The 22214-nt window shown below is 58.7% G+C and carries 24 protein-coding genes; 20 read left to right on the top strand and 4 right to left on the bottom strand.

Features of this window, described 5'->3' with window-relative positions; genetic code table 11:
* Nucleotides 1-203 precede the first annotated feature (203 nt).
* The 4 genes from rpsP (at nucleotide 204) to HMPREF2847_RS10420 (ending at nucleotide 2856) form a co-directional block, all read left to right on the top strand.
* Nucleotides 204-686, top strand: a complete 483-nt coding sequence (gene rpsP, locus HMPREF2847_RS10435; RefSeq protein WP_070852350.1) for a 30S ribosomal protein S16 — start codon at nucleotides 204-206, stop codon at nucleotides 684-686.
* 144 nt (nucleotides 687-830) lie between these two features.
* The gene (gene rimM, locus HMPREF2847_RS10430; RefSeq protein ID WP_070852409.1) at nucleotides 831-1325 is read left to right on the top strand and encodes a ribosome maturation factor RimM; all 495 of its coding nucleotides are present in this window, start codon (nucleotides 831-833) and stop codon (nucleotides 1323-1325) included.
* A complete protein-coding gene (trmD, locus tag HMPREF2847_RS10425; protein ID WP_070852349.1) occupies nucleotides 1322-2209 on the top strand; it encodes a tRNA (guanosine(37)-N1)-methyltransferase TrmD in 888 nt (295 codons plus the stop codon). Before rimM ends, trmD begins: the two co-directional genes overlap by 4 nt.
* On the top strand, nucleotides 2209-2856 hold the full coding sequence (locus HMPREF2847_RS10420) for a phosphatase PAP2 family protein (RefSeq protein WP_070852348.1): 648 nt from the start codon (nucleotides 2209-2211) through the stop codon (nucleotides 2854-2856). The genes trmD and HMPREF2847_RS10420 overlap by 1 nt, the downstream gene beginning before the upstream one ends.
* Here the strand turns inward: HMPREF2847_RS10420 and HMPREF2847_RS10415 are convergent.
* The gene (locus tag HMPREF2847_RS10415) at nucleotides 2816-3310 is read right to left on the bottom strand and encodes a DUF1877 family protein (protein ID WP_070833640.1); all 495 of its coding nucleotides are present in this window, start codon (nucleotides 3308-3310) and stop codon (nucleotides 2816-2818) included. The genes HMPREF2847_RS10420 and HMPREF2847_RS10415 overlap by 41 nt on opposite strands.
* Before the next feature lie 82 nt (nucleotides 3311-3392).
* Here HMPREF2847_RS10415 and HMPREF2847_RS10410 point away from each other — a divergent pair, with 82 nt between their 5' ends.
* Nucleotides 3393-5708, top strand: a complete 2316-nt coding sequence (locus HMPREF2847_RS10410) for a Tex family protein (protein ID WP_070852347.1) — start codon at nucleotides 3393-3395, stop codon at nucleotides 5706-5708.
* A gap of 38 nt (nucleotides 5709-5746) precedes the next feature.
* Here the strand turns inward: HMPREF2847_RS10410 and HMPREF2847_RS10405 are convergent, their stop codons facing one another.
* A complete protein-coding gene (locus tag HMPREF2847_RS10405; protein ID WP_070852346.1) occupies nucleotides 5747-6730 on the bottom strand; it encodes a DUF1648 domain-containing protein in 984 nt (327 codons plus the stop codon).
* Between the two features lie 328 nt (nucleotides 6731-7058).
* Between HMPREF2847_RS10405 and HMPREF2847_RS10400 the strand changes: the two genes are divergently transcribed.
* The 9 genes from HMPREF2847_RS10400 (at nucleotide 7059) to HMPREF2847_RS10360 (ending at nucleotide 15372) form a co-directional block, all read left to right on the top strand.
* A complete protein-coding gene (locus tag HMPREF2847_RS10400; protein ID WP_070852345.1) occupies nucleotides 7059-8456 on the top strand; it encodes an HNH endonuclease signature motif containing protein in 1398 nt (465 codons plus the stop codon).
* A gap of 139 nt (nucleotides 8457-8595) precedes the next feature.
* On the top strand, nucleotides 8596-8937 hold the full coding sequence (gene rplS / locus HMPREF2847_RS10395) for a 50S ribosomal protein L19 (RefSeq protein ID WP_048735522.1): 342 nt from the start codon (nucleotides 8596-8598) through the stop codon (nucleotides 8935-8937).
* A 74-nt stretch (nucleotides 8938-9011) separates the two neighbouring features.
* On the top strand, nucleotides 9012-9809 hold the full coding sequence (gene lepB / locus HMPREF2847_RS10390) for a signal peptidase I (RefSeq protein ID WP_048735525.1): 798 nt from the start codon (nucleotides 9012-9014) through the stop codon (nucleotides 9807-9809).
* A 64-nt stretch (nucleotides 9810-9873) separates the two neighbouring features.
* Nucleotides 9874-10518 (top strand): ribonuclease HII, encoded by a 645-nt coding sequence (locus tag HMPREF2847_RS10385; RefSeq protein WP_083327377.1) that lies wholly within the window; start codon nucleotides 9874-9876, stop codon nucleotides 10516-10518.
* Nucleotides 10519-10571: 53 nt separating this feature from the next.
* Entirely contained in the window at nucleotides 10572-10874 is a 303-nt protein-coding gene (locus tag HMPREF2847_RS10380) for a DUF2469 domain-containing protein (RefSeq protein WP_005509529.1), read from the top strand.
* Between the two features lie 210 nt (nucleotides 10875-11084).
* Nucleotides 11085-11510, top strand: coding sequence for a YraN family protein (locus tag HMPREF2847_RS10375; RefSeq protein WP_048735531.1), 426 nt, complete (start codon nucleotides 11085-11087; stop codon nucleotides 11508-11510).
* The gene (locus HMPREF2847_RS10370) at nucleotides 11511-13043 is read left to right on the top strand and encodes a YifB family Mg chelatase-like AAA ATPase (RefSeq protein ID WP_048735534.1); all 1533 of its coding nucleotides are present in this window, start codon (nucleotides 11511-11513) and stop codon (nucleotides 13041-13043) included.
* A gap of 46 nt (nucleotides 13044-13089) precedes the next feature.
* Nucleotides 13090-14226 carry a DNA-processing protein DprA gene (gene dprA / locus HMPREF2847_RS10365; RefSeq protein ID WP_048735537.1) on the top strand — a complete coding sequence of 379 codons (1137 nt, stop codon included), beginning with the start codon at nucleotides 13090-13092 and terminating at the stop codon, nucleotides 14224-14226.
* A 231-nt stretch (nucleotides 14227-14457) separates the two neighbouring features.
* Entirely contained in the window at nucleotides 14458-15372 is a 915-nt protein-coding gene (locus tag HMPREF2847_RS10360; RefSeq protein WP_070852343.1) for a tyrosine recombinase XerC, read from the top strand.
* On the opposite strand, the gene HMPREF2847_RS10355 is transcribed toward HMPREF2847_RS10360, so the two are convergent.
* The gene (locus HMPREF2847_RS10355; RefSeq protein ID WP_083327369.1) at nucleotides 15369-15890 is read right to left on the bottom strand and encodes a murein hydrolase activator EnvC family protein; all 522 of its coding nucleotides are present in this window, start codon (nucleotides 15888-15890) and stop codon (nucleotides 15369-15371) included. The genes HMPREF2847_RS10360 and HMPREF2847_RS10355 overlap by 4 nt on opposite strands.
* Before the next feature lie 377 nt (nucleotides 15891-16267).
* On the opposite strand from HMPREF2847_RS10355, the gene rpsB reads away from it, so the two are divergent.
* The 5 genes from rpsB to HMPREF2847_RS10330 all read left to right on the top strand — a co-directional run bounded on the left by rpsB (nucleotide 16268) and on the right by HMPREF2847_RS10330 (nucleotide 20466).
* On the top strand, nucleotides 16268-17089 hold the full coding sequence (rpsB, locus tag HMPREF2847_RS10350) for a 30S ribosomal protein S2 (RefSeq protein ID WP_038628671.1): 822 nt from the start codon (nucleotides 16268-16270) through the stop codon (nucleotides 17087-17089).
* Between the two features lie 55 nt (nucleotides 17090-17144).
* A complete protein-coding gene (gene tsf / locus HMPREF2847_RS10345; RefSeq protein ID WP_048735543.1) occupies nucleotides 17145-17972 on the top strand; it encodes a translation elongation factor Ts in 828 nt (275 codons plus the stop codon).
* A gap of 182 nt (nucleotides 17973-18154) precedes the next feature.
* A complete protein-coding gene (pyrH, locus tag HMPREF2847_RS10340; protein WP_070429358.1) occupies nucleotides 18155-18880 on the top strand; it encodes a UMP kinase in 726 nt (241 codons plus the stop codon).
* An 83-nt stretch (nucleotides 18881-18963) separates the two neighbouring features.
* The gene (gene frr / locus HMPREF2847_RS10335; RefSeq protein WP_038628675.1) at nucleotides 18964-19521 is read left to right on the top strand and encodes a ribosome recycling factor; all 558 of its coding nucleotides are present in this window, start codon (nucleotides 18964-18966) and stop codon (nucleotides 19519-19521) included.
* Nucleotides 19522-19560: 39 nt separating this feature from the next.
* Nucleotides 19561-20466 carry a phosphatidate cytidylyltransferase gene (locus tag HMPREF2847_RS10330; protein ID WP_070852341.1) on the top strand — a complete coding sequence of 302 codons (906 nt, stop codon included), beginning with the start codon at nucleotides 19561-19563 and terminating at the stop codon, nucleotides 20464-20466.
* Between the two features lie 21 nt (nucleotides 20467-20487).
* On the opposite strand, the gene HMPREF2847_RS10325 is transcribed toward HMPREF2847_RS10330, so the two are convergent.
* Nucleotides 20488-20916: a lipopolysaccharide assembly protein LapA domain-containing protein gene (locus HMPREF2847_RS10325; RefSeq protein ID WP_070439607.1), complete on the bottom strand. Its 429-nt coding sequence runs from the start codon at nucleotides 20914-20916 to the stop codon at nucleotides 20488-20490.
* Nucleotides 20917-21033: 117 nt separating this feature from the next.
* On the opposite strand from HMPREF2847_RS10325, the gene rlmN reads away from it, so the two are divergent.
* A complete protein-coding gene (rlmN, locus tag HMPREF2847_RS10320; protein ID WP_070852407.1) occupies nucleotides 21034-22131 on the top strand; it encodes a dual-specificity RNA methyltransferase RlmN in 1098 nt (365 codons plus the stop codon).
* Nucleotides 22132-22214 lie beyond the last annotated feature (83 nt).

Raw genomic sequence — 22214 nt, 5'->3', positions numbered from 1 at the left:
AACATACCTCAAGCTGTCTCAATGAGAACCCCTCAGCTGAGGCACGACTGCGAATTCATCGGATCCGGCCACGGCCGCCCGGTGGTCACGCGCAGTGTAAATATCCCAAGGGCAAAACCGGTCCGAGGCACTTCGGTAGTAATTACTCGTGAGCTCGGATGCATAAGTATTGTCCAGTGACATAGAAGAAAGAGGAAATCCTCATGGCAGTCAAGATTAAGCTGCAGCGCCTGGGTAAGATTCGTACCGCTCAGTACCGCGTTGTCGTTGCTGATGCTCGTACCCGTCGCAACGGTGCGGTTATCGAGAACCTGGGCATCTACCAGCCGAAGGAAGAGCCGTCGGTTATCCAGATCGACTCCGAGCGCGTTCAGTACTGGCTGGGCGTCGGCGCACAGCCGACTGAGCCGGTTCTGGCTCTGCTGAAGGTCACCGGCGACTGGCAGAAGTTCAAGGGCCTCGAGGGTGCTGAGGGCACTCTGAAGGTTGCTGAGCCGAAGCCGACCAAACTCGAACTGTTCAACAAGGCTTTGGAAGAGGCCAACAACGGCCCGTCCGCTGAGGCCATCACCGCTAAGCGCCGCGAGGCCAAGGAAGCAGCTAAGGCTGCTAAGGAAGCTGAGGAGGCCGCAAAGGCTGCCGAGGCTGAGGCTGCTGAGTCCGAGGCTTCCGAGGACGCCGAGTAATAAGGACGCTGAGTACGCCGCTTAGCTAATCCGGGCGCTACCTTATACTTCAAGACGAAGTGTTGGGTGGCGCCTTTTTTGCTTTACGCGGGTGTTTTACAGAGCCTTTATAAGAGAGGGAGTGTGCGCGTGTCGGTAGCTGACATGGTGCTTATTGGCCGAGTAATTAAGCCCCACGGTGTACGCGGGGAAGTCGTCGTCGATGCGACAACGGATGACCCGGAAGGGCGTTTCGCAGTCGGGGCCACGCTGTTGGGTGTACAGGCCGGCCGTGAGGAACAGCTGACTGTTAAAACGGCACGCCCGCACCAGGGGCGTTTGCTGGTTCGCTTCGAAGAGATTCCGGGTCGCAATGAGGCCGAGCGTCATCGGGGTATGAAGTTTTATGCCGAGCCCGTCTTCGAAGACGAGGACTTTTACGACTTTGAACTCGAAGGCCTGCGCGTTGTCCACAACGGCACCGATATCGGCGAGGTCACTTCTATTGTTCGTGCTCCCGCTCACCGTCTCCTTGAAGTCACGCTTGACGGTGGCGGCCGGAAGGTTCTTATCCCTCTGGTAGAGGAAATCGTTCCGGAAGTAGACCTTGAGAATTCTACCGTCACCATCACGCCACCGGAAGGACTGTTGGAGCTGTGAGCTTACGTCTCGATGTAGTCACAATCTTCCCGGAGTACCTCGAACCACTGCGCCATGCGCTGCTGGGCAAGGCAATCGAACAGGGCATTTTGAGCGTCGGAGTGCACAACCTGCGCGACTGGGCGCCAGGTGTACACCAAGCCGTGGATGACTCGCCCTACGGCGGTGGCCCCGGCATGGTTATGAAGCCGGATGTCTGGGGTCCCGCTCTCGACGAGGTCGCGACGCTGAAAGTGGAGCAGTCGTTGACATCCGCTGTGCCGCATTTGGACAATGTCCGCCATGATCAGAAACTGGGTTTGGCCGAGGAATCTTCCTATGCTGCAGTGGAAGTGCCGTCGTTAAGCGAAGAAGATTCAGCGAAGCCCCTGCTGATTGTCCCGACCCCGGCGGGCGAGCCGTTTACGCAGCAAATGGCACAGGAGTTCTCACACGAGGAGCACATTGTGTTCGCGTGCGGGCGCTACGAGGGCATTGACCAGCGCGTTATTGATGATGCCGCTAATCGTTATCGCGTGCGTGAGGTCTCTATTGGGGATTATGTGCTGATCGGCGGGGAAGTGGCGGTGCTGGTGATTGCGGAGTCCGTCGTGCGGTTAATCCCAGGTGTGTTGGGCAACCGCAAGAGCCACGAGGAGGACTCTTTCTCTGACGGTCTGCTCGAAGGGCCGTCCTACACAAAGCCGCGCGAGTGGCGTGGACTAGAAGTGCCGGACGTTCTCATCAGCGGCAATCACGCGCTGGTGGACCGTTGGCGGCGCGATCAGTCACTCATTCGTACGGCCGAACGTCGTCCGGATTTGCTTGCCGACGTCGACCTCAGCGTCCGTGACCAGGAAATAATTCAAGAGGTCATTGGGGAAGTAACCGAGGAGAACTGCTAGTGGCACGTGTTCGAATTGCGCGACCCCGGCACGTCATTGGTTGGTTAGCTGTCCTAGGGGCACTGGCGTGGTTCACTCAAACGCAGCTAGCGGGGAGCGTAGATCAGTCGTTTGCAGGCTGGGTCAGTGACCTGCACGGGGCACAGGATGGCCGCGTCGATAGTTTGATGCTGACTTTGAGCGAGATTATCCGGCCGATTTACGTCGCGCCGGTCACACTAGTTGCTGCGGCACTTCTATGGTTCCGCTTCCGTGCGTGGGCGTTGCTACTACCGGCGTCATTCGGTTCGTCGATTGCGGTGACTTATGCCATGAAGTGGTTTTTGGACCGCGATCGACCGGGCGAGGAGTTCTCTCTGGTCAACCTGCACGATGCGGCGTTTCCTTCTGCACATGTGGCAGCGGTTACCTCCAGCGGCATGGCCGCGATGCAGCTGGCCATCCCCGTATTGCGCCGCACAGCTCGCAAGCTGCTCGACCTGGCCATCATCGCGCTTATCGGTGCTGTGGCACTGTCGCGCGTGTGGGTCGGGGCGCACTGGCTCACCGATGTTATCGGCGGCCTCATCGCCGGAGTTATCGGCTTAGCAGTTGCGCTGCTAGTTCTTAGGAGATGGCCACGAGCACGGCGCTACGCGCTGCCTTAGTCTCCTCGTAGAAGGCCACGAGTTCGCGGTACCGCTGTGTCGCAGTGGCCTCGTCGATAAGCGAACCATTGTCTGTGATGCGGGCGTCTAAGTCGATGTTTGCCAGCGTCTGGTGCACGTCGCCGACGCGATCGGCGCGGATGACTGCAGACAGCGGCTTGCGGCAGACGCGGTCGGCGCCGAGGATGGCCTCCGCCAGCGGGTCGCCGAGCGCCTGGCCGTCGATGGGATTGCCGGTCAGGGTGCGCAGCAGGGACTCCCAGTCCGTGTCGATGTCCAGGGCATCTTCGTCCGGAACGTCGACGAAGTGCTGCAGAATAATCTTCTCCGCGCCGTCGTTAACGAGCCCCGCCGTGCCGCCGTCGCTGGTCGCCGCAGGTGCTGCGACCTCAACTAACCGCGCTGCCTCCTCATCGGAAATGCGCAGGTATTCGGCACAGAGTTTCTGCTTCATGGGGCTCCTTTTCCGGTGTTAACTGCGAGCCTTCTGTGGGGCGTTCGCCAATTGGTACTTCCACGATAGTAAAGTTGCCCGGGTGATTTCATCAGTAATTGCCCGAGAACTCGCCGCCACTGGTGCGGACGTTGCCGAAAGTGCCGTCGCAGCCGCTATCAAGCTTCTCGACGAAGGCAACACCGTGCCTTTCATCGCCCGCTATCGCAAAGAAGTAACCGGCGGGCTCGATGACACACAGCTGCGTTTCATCGAGGAACGCGTCGTCTACCTGCGCGAACTAGAAGAGCGCAAGCAGACGATTCTCGCCGCCATCGAAGAGCAGGGAAAGCTTAACGACGACCTCAAGGCCGCCATCCTCGCCTGCGACACCAAGGCACGGTTGGAAGATCTCTACCTGCCGTACAAAAAGAAGCGCAAGACCAAGGCCGATATTGCGCGTGAGGCCGGGTACGAACCGCTGGTGGAGGAGCTACTGGCCGACCCCGCCGCGGACCCCGAGGCTCTGGCCACTAAATATGGCGAGGCAGCTGGTAAGGATGCGAAGGACGCTCTGACCGGTGCCCGTGCGATTTTGGTCGATCGCTTCGCTACTGATGCTGATTTGGTTGGCTCTGTCCGTGAGCAGGTGTGGTCTTCCGGTTCCGCCGCCGCTGCCGTGGTGGAGGGCAAGGAGACTGCGGACGCGAAGTACCGCGACTACTTCGAGCACAACGAACCGCTCGAGACCATGCCCAGCCACCGTGTGCTGGCCGTGCTGCGTGGAGAGGCCGAGGGCATCCTGACTCTCAACATCGATGCGGGTGAAGATGAGACCTACGAACACATGATTCGTGAGGCCTTTGAGCTTCCCGACGGCGGTGCCTCCAAGTGGATTGACCAGGCCGTTCGTTTCGGCTGGCGTACCAAGTTGGAGGTGTCCGCTGCCCTCGATGCCCGCACTCGCCTGAAGGAGCGCGCCGAGGCTGAAGCCGTGGATGTCTTCGCCCGTAACCTGCGCGACCTGCTGCTGGCTGCCCCTGCTGGTCAGCGTGCCACTCTCGGCCTGGATCCGGGATACCGCAATGGTGTGAAGTGCGCCGTTGTCGACTCCACCGGCAAGGTGCTCGACACTGCCATCGTCTACCCGCACCAGCCGCGCAATGACTGGTCTGGCGCCAAGGAGCAGCTGGCCACTCTTTGTGCCACGCACCGCGTGGAGCTCATGGCTATCGGCAATGGCACCGCTTCCCGCGAGACCGAAACCCTGGCCCGCGAAATAGCCGATCTGATTGCTCAGGCCGGAGGCCAAAAGCCGACTCCTGTGGTGGTCTCTGAGGCCGGTGCTTCCGTGTACTCCGCATCGTCCCTGGCAGCATCCGAGTTCCCGGACATGGATGTCTCTCTCCGCGGTGCCGTTTCGATTGCCCGCCGCCTGCAGGACCCGCTTGCCGAGCTCGTGAAAATCGATCCGAAGTCCATCGGCGTCGGGCAGTATCAGCACGACGTTTCCCAGACCAAGCTCGAGCACTCTCTCGATGCCGTGGTGGAGGACGCCGTGAATGCTGTCGGCGTGGAGGTCAACACCGCCTCCGCGCCGCTGCTCGGTCGCGTTGCTGGCGTGTCCTCGACTGTTGCGGACAACATCGTCGCTTACCGAGACGAAAACGGCGCTTTCACCTCCCGCAAGGAACTGTTGAAGGTTCCGCGTCTTGGGCCCAAGGCCTTCGAGCAGTGCGCCGGTTTCCTACGCATCCACGGTGCCACTAACCCGCTGGATTCTTCCGCCGTGCACCCGGAGTCCTACCGCGTCGTCGACGCCATCGCTGCGTCGGCTGGCGTCAGCGTTCAGGAGCTCATCGGCAATTCCCGCGTCCTGTCCAAGGTTCGTGCCCAGGACTTCGTCGACGAGTCCGCAGGTATCGGACTTCCCACAGTCCAGGACATCTTGACCGAGCTGGACAAGCCCGGCCGCGATCCGCGTCCCGAGTTCGTCACCGCCACCTTCAAGGAAGGTGTGGAGAAGGTCTCCGATCTTCAGCCCGGCATGATTCTCGAGGGCACCGTCACCAACGTCGCGGCCTTCGGCGCCTTCGTTGACGTCGGAGTCCACCAGGACGGCCTCGTCCACGTCTCCAACATGGCCCGCGGTTTCGTCTCCGACCCGCACGAGGTCGTCCGCTCGGGCGAGGTGGTCAAGGTGAAGGTTCTCGACGTTGACGTCGAACGCAACCGCATCGGTCTATCGCTCAGGCTTGACGACGACGCCTCGGATGCCAAGCCAAAGCGTGACGGCGGTCGTCGTGATGGTCGTGGAGGCGGCCGAAAGCGTGGTTCCCAGAATAAGAAGCGCGGTGGAGCCAACCGCGGTGGAGGCGGCGGTTCCATGGCTGACGCGCTGCGCAGGGCAGGCTTTTAGCGCTCGATCTGTTAGCGCATAGCCTATTAGCGCATAGCCTATTGGCGCATAGCGTCGATGCGGCTGTTGATCTCACCCGCGACAGCCGCAGCCATTCCATCCGGTACGACGATGGTGTAATCGGACCCCGAGGTCTCAATCTTGACTGCCTCGCCTGACCGTGCCGCCACGGTGATGCGGCCATCATTGCCAAGTCGAAGCCCAATACCGCCACCGTCGGCCCAGTTATAAGTGGCGGGCTTCGCATATTTGATGGTTCGAAGCTCAATGGGGTGTTTCATCTTCAGCGGTCCACAGCCGTTAAAAACGGTAATGGAATCTGTCTTCGGGTCCGTGTCTAGTGTCATGCCGGTTTCATATGCGATGAGGAATAGCGGCGTGCACAGCAGAAAAACAATGCCGAGGCTTGGCAGGAACACTGCGAGCGCTACAGACACCACGCACCAGACTGCGAGGGCGATCTTGACGCCCTTAGAGATGGTCACACTGACGTCGATGGGAGTCGGGTCTCCTTCTCGATGGGGCAACTGTGGCGATGTCGGCTCGGTGACCGTGGCGTCGGTAAGCGAGGAGTAGTCCTTGAGGCGGCGCGTCACGAGCAGGGCCGCTACTAGGCCGATGATGACGCCGGCTATTGCATAGATCCAGCCGATTCGGGCGGTCGTAGGGTCCGTCGTGCCGATTTGCGGGATGATAATCGCGAATTCAACGCCGATTAAGAAGCCGCAGAGAGCGAGGTTGGTTATTGCAATTGGCTTGCGTACGACAAGCGGCGTACTGGTCTTGGCGCCGAGCCAACCGATCTGCGCACATGCTATGACGATGATCGCCATAATCAATGTGCTTTGAACTGGCGGCATGAAACCGTTGGGAGTGTCGTTACCGCTCCAATGCGTTGCTAATTGCTCCGGTAGTCGGTCGGAAATGGCAATTACCCACAGAAGCTGTGCAATGGCCAGAACGCACGGGGCGATGATTGTTCCTCGAACAATCCAGGAGTCAAAGCGTGGAATCTGCTGCATGGAGACAATCTAGCAGTTGGGGGCGGGTGCTTTGTAGCAACCGTCGGCGGCGGTCAGCGGCGGTTGTTATTGGCGTGTGTATCAGCGTGACGTTCTAGCGCGCCGTCTTAGCGTGCGCGGCCTGTCGCAAGAATATGCACCTCGCGACATTCAATATCTCACTCGAAAAAACAAGCGAAAAAGTTTCACCAAAGGGGTTGTGTAATCGAACGAGAGTGCTAAAATGGTGGTATCAAGAACAAAAGTACTTGAGCTTCTCTTCTTGGCGTTGGGCTAGTGATATTCACTGGTCGCCGACGCCGAGTGGGGTTGGGGCTTTGGGGGAACAATGTCTGAAAAAGGTAGTCCGGCCAAACAACCGTCCGATGTTTACCAAGCGGCTCTGCTGCCTGAAGCGCCGCAGTTTTTCCACGAGTCATCCACGAACCAGTTGGCGGTGGCGGGTATCCAACGCAACCGCTTGGAACTGGGTATAGCTTGCGGTTGCACGCCGAAGTCGCTTGAGGTTGATGTGGATGCATACATTGCTGAAATCGCGCCCGAGTTGGGTATTTCCCGCGGTAAAGCGCTCGAGTATGTAGAGGTCGGCATTCAGTTAGCGCGCATGCCCCGGCTGGGTGCCTTTATTAAAGCTCGAGCTCATTTGCCCTTTGCGCATTTGATCACCATTGCTCGCGCGACAGCGCCGCTCCATGATCCAGAGGTGCGTGCAGCTGTTGAAGAAGAAATTGCCCGCTTTGTCATTCCCCGTAAGCATGGCGAGGCGCTCCGGGGAGTTCGCAGCCTGCATAAGTTCCTGCAACGGGTTATCGAAGAAATTGAACCTCAGCTTCGCCCCAAAAACCTTCCGGGTGATGTCGATCCGCTGCTTCCCGCAGGAGAACGCGAAATAGTAGGAGAGAGCATCGGTTTTGAAGACGGCGACAACTTCGCGGAAGTTTTTATGGAGCTGGAAAAGACCCGCGCTCTCGAATTTAAAGCCACTCTCCAAGCTATTTCCACCTCGGCGGGCTGTACTCGCGTCGAAGCTCTGACGCATCTCATCCGTGGTACCGCCGAAGCAAAGATTGTTCTCAACCTGTACTGTCCCGCCACAGAAGAACGCCCTCGCACTGCCTGGCTCGGTGGCGTGGGGTGGATCTCGCAGTTGGCAACGCAGGCGTGGATTGACAAGGTTACGCATATCCGCTTGCTTGCCGACGAATCCGCTGAGGGCTACGCGCCAACCGAAAGTCAGAGGGCCTTCGTTAAAGGTCGGGACGGCACGTGTCGTTTCCCAGGCTGTGATGTGCCTGCGGAGCTCTGCGACATTGACCATATTGAGCCGTATGACAAAGAGCGCCCAGAGGAGGGCGGAGCAACGGAAACGCCGAACCTCCACTGCCTCTGCCGCCGACATCACAACATGAAAACGGCTGGTCTGTGGAATGTTGCACGTGATCGAGATGGAGTGGAACTGTGGACGTCGTCAAGCACGGGCAAAAAGGCGGTGAGCCTGGAAGATGGGCCGCTCGCCGGACATGGGCGCTACACCTTTGACAAGCGGGGATTGCGGATAACGCAGGCACTGGAAGAATATAACCAGTACCGCCAAGAGCTGATTGAACAATCGCAGAAGCTGGTCGAGGAAGCGCGCAAGGGCGAAGACACCGACACTCCCGACACGCCTGACACCGACACGCCTGACACCGAAGAACCGCCCAAAGCGAATGAGTTTGGTTTCTGACCAGGGGGTGTGTAATAATTTCCAGGTTGTCTTTATAGGCAGCTTTACCTGTTTCGGGCATGAACCGGCCGAGCGTCCCTCTGTGGGAAAGCGCCGCCAGGGTCCTCTGTCTATGCAAAAAGTAAAGGAATAAGTTTCCATGAACATTCTTGACAAGGTTGATGCAGCATACCTGCGCGACGACATTCCGGAGTTCCGCGCTGGTGACACCGTCGAGGTCGACGTAAAGATTGTTGAAGGTAAGACCGAGCGTGTTCAGGTCTTCAAGGGCGTCGTTATCCGCCGCCAGGGCGGTGGCGTCCGCGAGACCTTCACCGTCCGCAAGGTATCCTTCGGTATCGCTGTTGAGCGTACCTTCCCGGTGCACTCCCCGAACATCGACGAGATTCGCGTTGTCTTCAAGGGCGACGTTCGCCGTGCGAAGCTGTACTACCTGCGCAACCTGCGCGGTAAGGCTGCACGCATCAAGGAGCGCCGCTAGTCTTTCGGCGCAAAATAATCCCCATCGAGTGTTGAGCTCGGTGGGGATTTTTCTATCGCGTATAGTCTTTTCCCATGACCGACGACGATTCGCGCGAACAGACTGACGGCCAGAAAGAAGACCGTACTGAAGGCTTGAAAGGCTTCCGGAAACTTGACGAGGAGCCTGAAAAACACACTCCGTGGTACATCGAGATTCCAATCATTATCGTGATTGCCCTGCTCATAAGTGCCGGTGTGCAGTCCTTTATCGGCCGCGTCTACGTGATCCCATCCGAGTCGATGCAGCCGACGCTCAACGGATGTGTTGGGTGCACCGGTGACCGCATTTGGGTGGATAAGGTTTCCTACCAGTTCTCAGATCCCAAGCCCGGCGATGTTGTCGTCTTTAATGGCCCGGAGTCCTGGAATAGTAACTACGTGTCACAGCGTTCTACTAACCCGGTGGCGAACTCGCTGCAGACGGTTGGGTCCTGGATTGGCCTTGTCGCCCCGGATGAAAATGCGTTGGTCAAGCGTGTGATTGCCACGGGCGGGCAGACTGTGCAGTGCAGGCCAGGAGATCCCGGCATCATGGTCGACGGCAAGATGACAGACCAGGATTTCATTAAAACTCCGGCAGACAAGCCGGTGGTGGATAATCTTGGCTCAGAGCAGTGTGGTGGTCCTTACTTCGGGCCGGTAACAGTGCCGGAGGGGCATCTGTGGGTCATGGGTGACAACCGCACCAACTCCGCGGACTCTCGCTATCACATGGGTGACGAGCTGCAGGGTACTGTGCCGCTGGATAACGTCGTCGGCAAGGTGCAGGCAATCATTCTGCCGTTTAACCGAATCGGTGGCGTCGATGATCCGGACATCCAGCACAACTAAATCCAGCACAACTAAATCCAGCACAACTAGTCAGCACCGTCTGCTCGCGCCGCCGGCGCCGAAACTGCGGAGGTTGAAGCAGTCGCGCACGATGGAGGTCGCGCTGGCAAAGCGCGGCTTTGGGCCTGTAGCTGGGGTTGACGAGGCTGGCCGTGGCGCCTGTGCAGGCCCGATAGTTATCGCCGCCTGCTGCCTTCCTGAACGCCCCATTGCAGAGCTGGATAAGCTCACCGATTCTAAAAAACTCACGCCAGCCGCACGCGAACGGCTCTTTCCGCTCATCCAACGCTTCGCCACCTCTTTTTGCGTGACGACGATCCCCGCGTCTTACATCGATCAATTCGGCATCCAGGACGCGAATGTCACTGGAATGCGCCGCGCGGTAGCCGGGTTGGGGCAGCGCCCTGGCTATGTGCTTACCGACGCACTCAAGGTGTCCGGCTTCACGGCACCCTATTTGCCCGTGATTGGTGGCGATTCTGCCTGCCGATGCATCGCTGCTGCGAGTGTCTTAGCCAAAGTCACCCGCGACCGCATTATGGTTGACCTATCGGAGAAGTATCCGGACTATGGTCTGGCGGGGCATAAGGGCTACGGCACGGCATCGCATATGGAAGCGATTTCACGCCATGGCGCAACCCCCGAACATCGGTGGTCATACCGCAATGTGCGCTTGGCGCACGCGGAGTATCTTGAGCACCCCGAATAGGCCAACATGTACAAAAGAGCAACATGTAAACACTCGAAGGAGCCGTCGCGGTCGTGAGCGCAGAAGATCTAGAAAACTACGAGGCCGACGTTGAACTATCCCTGTACAAGGAGTTCCGCGATGTCGTTAGCCAGTTTTCGTATGTTGTTGAGACGGAGCGCAGGTTCTACCTGGCCAACGCTGTGGAGCTAATCCCGCACAACAGCGAAAACGAGGTCTACTTCGAGCTGCGGATGTCGGACGCCTGGGTGTGGGATGTCCACCGCCCGGCGCGATTTGTCCGCTACGTGCGCGTCATCACTTTCAAGGACGTCAATATCGAGGAGCTGGATAAGCCTGACCTGCGACTGCCGTAGCTCTTATAGCTTTTCATCTCATGGTATAGCTAGCTGCTAACAGTTATCCACAGTCGAAAAATTATCCACAGTTAGGGCCTTCCGAGCATCTATCGGAAGGCCTTTGTCATGCCCGCTGTGCAAGAGTGTTTCCGAACCGCCAAGGCGGCAAAAGTCTAGGCAGTAAACAGCCTAGGCACAATTCAACGGGGAACCAGGGGGACCGGGGCTATGACACAGAACTTTGAAGAACTGACAACGAGACAGCTCGGCGCGTTTGGGGAGGATTTCGTCGCTGAGATGTTGGAGGATCAGGGGTGGGAAATTATTGCTCGGAATGAGCGCGTCGGACGCTATGAGCTCGATCTTATTGCTGAAGACGTCGACGGCAGGTTGCATTTTGTGGAAGTAAAAACACGGCGCAGCTCGCGAAGTAGTCAGTTTGGGGACGGCAGAGAGGCCATCACCGCAGCAAAGCTTCGTCATTTGTACAAGGCAGCGGCGCAATGGCGGTCAGAAAGCTCTACCTACTGGTTGGAGTCCGTAGTTATCGACTGCGCAGAAGTCACAGTGTCCAGTCCTTCGTCCGGTCCTCCAGTCGTAGCGGTTACGTACATTCCCGCAATCTGCGACGCGGCGACCATGTGGGACTGCTAGATGACTGTCGGTACAGCTCTCGCAGTCAGCCTCAGCGGCATTGAGGGAACTATTGTGCAGGTCGAAGCCGACGTTGGGCGTGGCTTGCCGGGAATGTATATCGGTGGGCTCGGCGATGCCGCCGTCGGGGAAGCCAAGCATCGCGTGCGCACGGCGGTTGCTAACTCGCAGCTGCCCTGGCCGAAAACAAAAGTCGTGGTAAGTCTGTCGCCGGCGCATATCCGCAAACACGGCACTAGCTTTGACCTCGCCATCGTTTGCGCGATCCTAATCGCAACCAGGGATGACATGGAGGCTCGCGGTCGTCTCCGCCACACGGTGCTCATTGGCGAACTCGGGCTCGACGGTTCCATTCGCCCGGTGCGTGGAGTGCTGCCGCAGGTCCTTGCCGCCCGCGAGGCCGGTGCCCGTTGGGTCGTCGTGCCCGCCGCTAACGCCGCAGAGGCCGCGCTTGTCGACGGCATTGCAGTCTGCACCGCAGCCGACCTCACACAGCTATGGGGCTGGGTACTCACCGGATCAGGTTTGACGCCCGCGCTTAACGACGTCCCCAGCGAACAAGCCTTCTCAGTAGACCTAGCCGATGTCGATGGCCAACCTGAGGCCCGCTTCGCCCTCGAGGTAGCGGCAGCAGGTGGGCACAATCTGTTCATGCAGGGTTCTCCGGGAACTGGAAAGTCCATGCTCGCTGAGCGCTTGCCCACAATCCTGCCGCCATTGCAGAAGTGGCAGCAGCTCGAGGTCACCGCGCTGCATTCGGTGGCCGGAGCGCTCGATACTACGGACACTCTTGTCCAGCATCCACCGTTTGTGGCACCGCATCACAGCGCGACTGTGGCAGCGTTAGTCGGCGGCGGTGCTGTGCCCAAGCCCGGCGCGATTAGCCTTGCCCACCATGGGGTGCTCTTCTTGGACGAAATCACCCTCATGCGCCCGGCGGTATTGGATGCGTTGCGGATGCCGATGGAAAACGGGGTGGTCGTCCACCTGCGTACGCACCATCGAGTGACCTTTCCGGCGAGAACACAACTAGTCATGGCGACTAATCCCTGTCGGTGCGGGGCGGCGTATGCCAGCGAATGCACCTGCTCTAGTAGCGAGCGAGCCAAGCATGGTCGCGCATTATCGGGCCCGCTACGCGATCGCATGGACCTCAACGTCACGCTCAGTCCTGCCGGAGCCAAGCTGGGCGTTGAAAACAAAGCACGCAATGAGCCCTCCGCAGCCGTTCGTGATCGAGTACAGGCCGCACGTGACCGTGCCTGCCGCCGATGGCAGGCCCTGGGGCTTGCCGACGAAGCAGCCGTCACCAACGCGAGTGTGCCGCGCTCGCTTCTCCGTCGTCACGCGGGCCTGGACGAAGAGGCGATGGCGTTGTTGGACTTTCAGTTGAGGAACGGAGAGATTACCCAGCGGGGAGTGGACAGAGTAATCGCAGTGGCGTGGACGCTCGCAGATCTCCAGGGGATAGACGCGTTTACCTTCGAGCACGTGCAACGTGCCTGCCAACTGCACGCCAGCGAGGGCGGCTAATACAACGAGCGGCTAATGCAACCGAACCATTATCAAGGGGGAGAAAATGGACGAAATTCACGCGTGGGCTTATCTGAATCGTGTGGTAGAGGCGACGCATCCGCAGATTGTGCGGCTCGTGACGGAGTTTGGGCCGGTAGTGGTAGCGGAAAGGATCAAGGCTCGCGCCGGGCTGCCGGAAGGTCTACTCAATACGACGCAGGCGCGGGCCCAGGTTGACCAAAGCGGTCAGGATTTGGAGCTGGCGGCAGCGATGGGATGGCGCCTTATTTATCCGGGACACCCAGAGTGGCCGGGGGAGCTGCTGTCCTGCTTTACGACGCTCGAAGTCCGTGACCGCGCCGATGCGCCACCGCTGGCGCTGTGGGTTAGTGGCCGTGACTTGCGGGAGATGCTCAGTGAAGCGGTGGCGATTGTCGGAACGCGGATGGCCAGCAGCTACGGGACACAAGTGGCGGCCCAATTCGCGGGGCAGTTCGCGAATGCGGGAGTTAGTGTCATCAGTGGCGGTGCGTTGGGGATTGATGCCGCGGCGCATCGTGCTGCGCTCGACGCTGGCGGCACTACGGTTGTTGTCGGAGCGGGTGGTATAGGGGTTGACTATCCGCGGGCGCATGCAGAACTCTTCGACCGGATTGCAGAGCGGGGTGCGCTGGTCACGGAGTATCCACCGGGAGTGCGACCTGCGCGGCATCGGTTCTTGACTAGGAATCGGCTGGTAGCGGCCCTATCACGAGCAACCACAATCGTCGAGGCGGGCTGGCGTTCAGGGGCGCGCAACACAGCGAACTGGGCAGTGAGGTTAAACAAGCCCTTGGGAGCAGTGCCGGGACCGGTGACGCTGCAAACTACCTCTGGCTGTCATGACCTAATCCGCAGTGGCGAGGCTGTACTGGTGTGTAGTGCCGACAATGTGCGGTCGCTGTATCGGTCAGTTGGCACAGTGAATGAGGATGCTCAGCTCGAATTGTTGTGGGAAAAGTCGGCGGTGCAGAAGCTTTCTCGAAACGAGCTCGCTGTCTACGACTCCCTGAATTCTGCGGAGCCAACACCAGTGGGAAAAGTCGCGGCACAGGCGGGATTAGCCATAGCGCTTACGACACATTTGTTGTTAGAGCTGCAGGGACAGGGGCTGACCAATCGAGTGGAGGGTGGGTGGTTGCGCCAGGAACAGAGGCGTTAGTGAGGCATTAGTAAAACCTTCTGCAAAGAATCTCGAAAAAATCTTGAATTAGGTATTGCAATTCTCTGTACACTCAGTAATATAGGCAAGGCAAGCCTAAGTAACTGTTACGGAAACGGGCTTGTGACATGGGTGAGGCAATAGGGCAGTGGCTCTGGCGAAAGTCGGAGTCACTGCCTTTTTCCGCTGTCTGGTGAGGCCTTGCGGCGTGCATCTACTAAGGTCAGAACCGTGAAGCGCGCAACCGATAAAGACGACACGGCTGATCCGGATTTCGGGCTATCCGCCAATATTGAGGCCGTACTCATGGATTTTCTCGATGAGCTGACTTATTCCCGCAGGCTCTCCGGTGCAACCGTCCGCGCCTATCGAGCCGATCTCATCCCCCTGCTCGCCGGCCTGAACCACATCAGTGAACTCTCCACCCCGGTCATCCGTGCGTACCTTGGCGCGAAGCATGCGGAGGGGGCTGCACGGTCATCGCTGGCTCGCTTAACGACGTCTATTCGGCAGTTCAGTAGTTGGCTTGTAGCTCGGAAACTTCTCGATGCTGATCCGTCGCTGCGGCTGTCAACACCGAAGAAGCATCAGCATCTCCCGGAAGTGCTCTCGCCGGAGAAGGTTGAGGCAGCAATCGAGAAAGTCTCTTCTGAGGACAGCGCAGTAGCGGCACGCGACTTGGCCATTGTGGAACTGCTGTATGCCACTGGGATGCGTGTAGAGGAGCTGTGCAAGGCCGACGTCTCTGATGTGGACTTCTCCCGCCACATCATCTCGGTAGTGGGTAAGGGTAACAAGCAGCGCATCGTGCCCTTTGGGGCGCCAGCGGAGGCGGCGCTCAAAGGCTGGGTCCAGGTGCGTGGAAACCTTCATGCTTCCGCACAGGCTGAACATGCGCTTTTTCTCGGTGTGCGTGGAGGTAGGTTGAATCCGCGGCAGGCGCGCCGAGTTATTCATAAATGGGCTGATGTTTCACCGCATGCGCTTCGGCACTCTGCGGCCACGGCCATGGTGGAAGGTGGCGCTGACTTGCGTGTGGTGCAGGAGATTCTCGGCCATTCGAGTCTGGCGACCACACAGATTTATACCCACGTCTCAGCGGACCGCCTCCGTGAAGTACATAAGCGGGCACATCCGCGCGCTTAACTGCGCACGGGCTTGAGTACGATTGGCCTCCGCTGTATCAAATCCAGCGGATTGAGATAGTCCTTGCCGCGCAGCGCACCCCAATGCAGGCCCGGTTCGGGATGATTGGCGCTGACCACAAGATGGCCAATCACCTGGCCTGCGGCCACGCGGTCTCCCTTTTCTAGTGCGGTATCTATGGGCTGATAGGTTGTGCGGATGCCATCGGCGTGCATGATCGACACGGAAGTCATTCCAGCAATCGAACCGGCGAAATGCACCACACCGGGCGCTGAGGCACGGATTGGCTGGCCCGGGGAGGCGTCCAGGTCAACTCCGCGGTGTCCAGGCTGCCAGCGTTTTTCCGGTGGGGCGTAGTCGCGTAGAACTTTGCCGTGGACAGGGAAGGTATGCGCAATAGTGGATACTGGTTCGCCGGTAGCTGTAGGTGGGCTTGGGGGTGTTGTTAGCGCGACAGCGAGCACGAATAGCGCTAATGTGCGCATTAGCGAGCGCCTGAAACTCTGCTTGGTCGTCATGCGCGATAGTGTGGCGGACGCTGCACTCGTCGACAAGCGGCAGTGCATTGCAAACGGTTCTAGCTGTGGATGACTTTTTGCCCTGTGGATAGCAGGGTGTGTCAGGTATTGCGACCTGCGTGATGTATCAGATAAGATTACGCTCGCGGTGTCTGCCTTAATGGGCGGTCATTAGCACAAAGGACTACGCGCGCGACCCATTCCGGCTGGTTCACGGGTGCTCGGCAGGATATCTGTCGGGTGTGAGGCAGCGGGGGAGCGCTAGGGCACAGGGAAAGCCTGTGCGTGAACTGTAACCACCTATATCGGATAAGAAAGGAAGGGAAGCAGCCGCAGCCCTAGTCAGGCTGGACGTGAGGATCTTCCCTGAATATGACATGGCTGTTGTATCCATGCGAGAACTGCTCGATGCAGGTGTCCACTTCGGTCACCAGACCCGTCGTTGGAACCCGAAGATGAAGCGTTTCATCTTCACCGAGCGCAATGGCATCTACATCATCGACCTGCAGCAGACCCTGACCTACATCGACGAGGCTTTCGAGTTCGTCAAGGAGACTGTCGCTCACGGTGGCAACATCCTGTTCGTCGGTACCAAGAAGCAGGCTCAGGAAGCCGTTCAGAACGAGGCAGAGCGCGTTGACATGCCGTACGTCAACCACCGCTGGCTCGGCGGTATGCTGACCAACTTCGCCACCGTTTCCAAGCGCCTGGCTCGCCTGAAGGAGCTTCAGGCAATGGACGCTGCTGAGAACGGCTACGAGGGTCGCGGCAAGAAGGAAATCCTGATGCTGACCCGTGAGCGCACCAAGCTGGAGCGCACCCTGGGCGGTATTCGCGACATGTCCAAGGTTCCGTCCGCACTGTGGATTGTTGACACCAACAAGGAGCACATCGCTGTCTCCGAGGCTAAGAAGCTGGGCATTCCGGTTGTTGCCATCCTGGACACCAACTGCGACCCGGATGACGTTGATTTCCCGATCCCGGGCAACGACGACGCAATCCGCGCTGCTTCCGTGCTGACCCGCATCATCTCCACCGCTGTTGAAGAGGGCCGCAAGGCTCGCGCTGAGCGCGAGGCCAACGCTGCTCGCGAAGCAGCAGGCGACGCTCCGATCGAGTCCGCCGCTGAGAACACCGACCAGGCTGCAGAGATGGACGCCGAGGGCTCCGCTGCAACTGAGACGGCATCCGCTGAGTAAAGCTGAACTTTCTAACCACCACAAGTTCTAACCACCACAAGGAGGAACGCCCAGCATGGCGAATTTCACTGCTGCTGACGTCAAGAAGCTCCGTGAGCTGACCGGCTCCGGCATGAAGGCTTGTAAGGACGCACTCGTCGAGACCGACGGCGATTTCGACAAGGCTGTCGAGATCCTGCGCATTAAGGGCGCAAAGGACGTCGGCAAGCGTGCAGAGCGCACCGCTGCCGAGGGCCTGATTGCTGTTTCTGGTAACACCATGGTCGAGGTCAACTCCGAGACTGACTTCGTTGCCAAGAACCAGGAGTTCATCGACTTCGCCAACAAGGTCGCCGACGCTGCCGCAGCAGTCAAGGCAAACTCCCCGGAAGAGCTCGCAGCAGCTGACCTCGACGGTCAGACCGCAGCTGAGGCTACCCAGGAGCTCTCCGCAAAGATCGGTGAGAAGCTGGAGCTGCGTCGCGCTGCTACTCTCGAGGGCGACAACATCGCTGTCTACCTGCACCGCCGTGCAGCAGACCTGCCGGCAGCTGTCGGTGTTCTGGTTGCTTACACCGGTGAGGGAGAGGGCGCTGCAGAGACTGCTCACGCAGCAGCTATGCAGGTTGCCGCTCTGAAGGCTCAGTACCTGTCCCGCGAGGATGTCCCGGCTGACCGCGTCGAGGCAGAGCGCGCTGTCTACGAGAAGATTACTCGCGAAGAGGGCAAGCCGGAGCAGGCTATCGCCAAGATCGTCGAGGGCCGTCTGAACGGCTTCTACAAGGACGTTGTTCTGCTGGAGCAGCCGTCCGTCGCTGACAGCAAGAAGACCGTTAAGCAGCTCATGGAAGAGGCTGGCGTTACCCTGACCGGTTTCGTCCGCTTCGAGGTTGGTCAGCACTAATTCGCTGTAATTTGTGCTCTAACCTCTAGCTGCTAGCTAGTGTGAATGCCCCATCCGATTGCTTCGGGTGGGGCATTTTGCTGCCATGTTGCAGACAATGCGGAGCGTCAAGTGTGCCTTGCTGTCGTGACCGGGTAGACTCGTCTGCGACTTTTTAAACGGTGTGAGAAAGGTGCATGGTCATGGCAGAATCTGTCGAGCGCAATGGCTTCAAACGTGTGATGCTCAAGCTCGGTGGTGAGATGTTCGGTGGCGGCAAGGTTGGCGTTGACCCGGACGTGGTGCAAAACGTTGCCCGACAGATTGCGGAAGTTTCCCGAAAGGGCGTCGAGGTCTGTGTCGTCATTGGCGGAGGTAACTTCTTCCGTGGCGCACAGCTTCAGCAGCGCGGCATGGACCGCGCACGCTCTGACTACATGGGCATGCTGGGCACGGTCATGAACTGCCTGGCTCTGCAGGACTTCCTCGAGCAGGAGGGCGTGGACTGCCGCGTTCAAACTGCAATCAACATGGCACAGGTCTCGGAGCCGTACCTGCCGTTGCGTGCTAAGCGCCACCTGGAGAAGGGCCGCGTGGTCATCTTTGGTGCAGGTATGGGTATGCCGTACTTCTCCACCGACACCACCGCCGCCCAGCGCGCCCTGGAGATCGGCTGCGAGGTACTGCTGATGGCCAAGGCCGTTGACGGTGTCTACACGGCCGACCCACGTGAGGTGCCGGACGCAGAGCTGTTCGACGACATCACCCACCGTGAGGTTCTGGAACGCGACCTGCGCGTTGCGGATGCCACCGCTTTCTCCCTGTGCATGGACAACAACATGCCGATTCTCGTGTTTAATCTGCTTACCGACGGAAACATTGCGCGCGCGGTAGCCGGTGAGCAAATCGGTACTCTCGTCCACAGCTGATAAATTTGTTCGTAATACGTTCTTTCCACAGAGCGCTCTAGAACTATCTAGAACCCGCGTAGAAACCCGAGGTTAAAAACACAATGATTGATGAAGTCCTGCTTGACTGTGAAGAAAAGTACGGTAGCTCCGTAGAACACTGCCGCGAGGAGCTGACCCACATTCGCACTGGCCGTGCGAACCCGGCGATGTTCAACGGCGTTATTGCGGAGTACTACGGTGTTCCGACTCCGATTACCCAGATGGCTACCATTTCGGTTCCAGAGCCGCGCATGCTGCTGATTAAGCCGTATGAGCTGAGCGTCATGGGCGACATCGAAAACGCGATTCGCAACTCCGACCTGGGTGTGAACCCGACTAATGATGGCCAGGTCCTGCGCGTAACTATCCCGCAGCTGACCGAGGAGCGTCGTCGTGAGATGGTTAAGGTCGCACGTTCGAAGGGCGAAGACGCCAAGATCGCGATTCGCAATGTCCGTCGTAAGGGCATGGAAACTCTGAAGAAGATTCAGAAGGACGGCGATGCTGGCGAGGACGAGGTGCAGGCAGGCGAAAAGGAGCTGGACCAGGTCACCAAGAACTACGTCGAGCAGGTGGACTCCTTGGTTGAACGCAAGGAAGCGGAATTGATGGAGGTTTAGGCCTTCATATTCAACCGGGAGAGGGGATTTGAGGCGCCAATGCCAACGTCGAAGCCAGCGTCCAATAAGGAACGTGTTCTAGACGAACTACGGCTCATTAAGCCACGCAACTCAGCAGGTCGGAACCTGCCGGTTGCAATCACGGTGGGCGTAGCGCTTGGTGCAGTCGTCATCATCGGCTTGCTACTGGGGGCGCTCGCCTGGACCGTTCTGGTCGCCGCGGCGGTTGGTCTCGCAACCTGGGAGGTCTGCGAGCGGCTCCGTGAGTCCGATTGGCAGGTCCCTCGCCCGGTATTGATTCTCGGCGGACAGCTGATGGTGTGGTTGTCCGCCTACTGGGGGATTGACGGTTTGGTCATGGGCCTGGCCGCGACTCTGATGCTCTTGCTGGTCGTCCGTCTGTTCTTACACGGGATGGCCGAAGCACCACGGAACTGGCTGCGGGATGTCGCAGTCGGTGTTTTCGTGATGATGTGGATTCCGTTCTTTGCTGCGCTAGCAGTGCAGCTGGTACGCATGGACAATCCCTGGGGAGTTGATCCGCGTCTGGTCATTGTGACCTTCATGATTGGGGTTATTTCAAATGACGTCGGAGGCTATGCCGCTGGTGTAATGTTCGGAAAGCATCCGATGGCCCCAAAGGTAAGCCCTAGAAAATCCTGGGAAGGGTTCGGCGGCTCTCTTGTACTCGCCACCATTACTGGAGCGCTCTGTGCGATCTTTATGTTGCACGCGCCGTGGTGGCAGGGCATCGTGCTGGGCATCGCCCTGGTTATCTCGGCTACGCTTGGTGACCTGATGGAGTCCCAGTTCAAACGAGATCTGGGGATTAAAGATATGTCCTCGATTTTGCCGGGCCACGGCGGTCTGATGGACCGCCTGGATGGCATGCTGCCATCAGCCGCGATGACGTGGCTGATATTGCAGCTATTCAGCCTAGTTTAATTCGGCTGGTTCAATCGGCCTTTAGTTGCCGCCCTTACGAATCTGGCGGCGCAGATCAAACATTCGCCAGCCACCGATGAGTGCGGTGATGAGGGCGCCGAGGATGGCAGCGAACAGCATTCCGACGCCGACTGGGAAGTTCCAGGTCCAGCCGAACAGGTTTAGTGCGGTCTCCTGCTGATTCTGCAGAATGAACACCAGCAGTACGATCAGCAAAACTGCACTGATGACCAGGCCAATCCACATAGAGCCCGCAGTGGTCTTTTTCACCTTACGCTGGCCAGGGGCGGGCGCTGGCTCCGGTGCGGAGTCCTTCTCTGTCGGCGCGTCAACGACTGGCTCTGGAAGGTTGTCCTGCTCAGGTGCAGGAGCCACGGAATCATTTGGGGAGTACGACGGAACATCGTCGAAAAGCGGACTGTCGTTATTCGGCTGATTAGCGTTAGTCATACCTATCATTCAACACGTTTTGGCAGGTATGTACCACTTATAAAGGTTCACTTAGTTGCGGCTGCCGAGTCACTCATTAGGCTAAAACCGTCATTACATGCGAAAATGGGTGCCATCATGGCATCTTCACTTCCAATCGTTCTTAAAGCTCCACGTCGCGGCATGCCCGCGACCCATTTTGCGGACCTCGATGTTGAGGAACGGAAGGCTGCGGTTAAGGAACTGGGCCTGCCGGCCTTCCGTGCCGATCAGATTGCCCGGCACTATTACGGTCGGCTTGAGGCTGACCCTATGACGATGACTGACCTGCCAGAAGCAGATCGTCAAAAGGTCAAGGACAGTCTCTTCCCACCTCTGTTGACTCCCGTTCGCCACATCACCTGTGATGACGGCGAGACTCGTAAGACTCTGTGGCGTGCAGGTGACGGTACGCTGCTGGAATCCGTGCTGATGAAGTACCCGGGGCGTGCGACCCTCTGTATTTCCTCACAGGCCGGTTGCGGTATGGCATGCCCATTCTGCGCGACGGGGCAAGGCGGTCTGCAGCGTAATCTCTCCACTGCGGAGATTGTCGACCAGGTGCGTGAGGCCGCTGCCACTATGGCAGCTGAGGGCGGTCGTCTGACCAACATCGTATTCATGGGCATGGGCGAGCCGCTCGCGAACTACAATCGTGTTCTCGCCGCCGTCCATCGCATCACGCGGCCGTCGCCGCAGGGATTTGGCATCTCGATGCGCAATGTCACCGTCTCTACGGTTGGTTTCGCGCCGAATATCCGACGGCTTGCCGACGAGGACCTGTCAGTCACCCTCGCGGTGTCTCTGCATACTCCGGATGACGAGCTTCGCGACGAGCTGGTACCGATCAACAATCGCTTTACAGTGGCCGAGGTACTTGATGCAGCTCGCTACTACGCAGACAGGACAGGCCGTCGCGTATCTATTGAGTACGCTTTGATTCGCGATATTAACGACCAGGATTGGCGTGCAGACCTGTTGGGTAAGAAGCTCCACAATGCTCTGGGCTCACGTGTCCACGTCAACCTAATCCCGCTCAACCCAACTCCGGGTTCGAAGTGGGACGCCTCCCCGAAGAAGCAGCAGGAGGAGTTCGTCCGCCGCGTACAGGCCCAGGGGGTACCGTGCACGGTCCGCGATACCCGTGGCAACGAGATTGCGGCAGCTTGTGGTCAGCTGGCGGCCGAAGAGGTTTAGCCGACAAATAGCAAAAGATCCGCACCGAATTCGGTGCGGATCTTTTTGTGCGCTGTAGCGCTATAGAGCTGTCGCTATAGAGC

This window comes from Corynebacterium sp. HMSC074C03, from assembly GCF_001838285.1.
Taxonomy (GTDB): domain Bacteria; phylum Actinomycetota; class Actinomycetes; order Mycobacteriales; family Mycobacteriaceae; genus Corynebacterium; species Corynebacterium amycolatum.
This window is presented reverse-complemented; position numbering and strand designations above follow the sequence as displayed.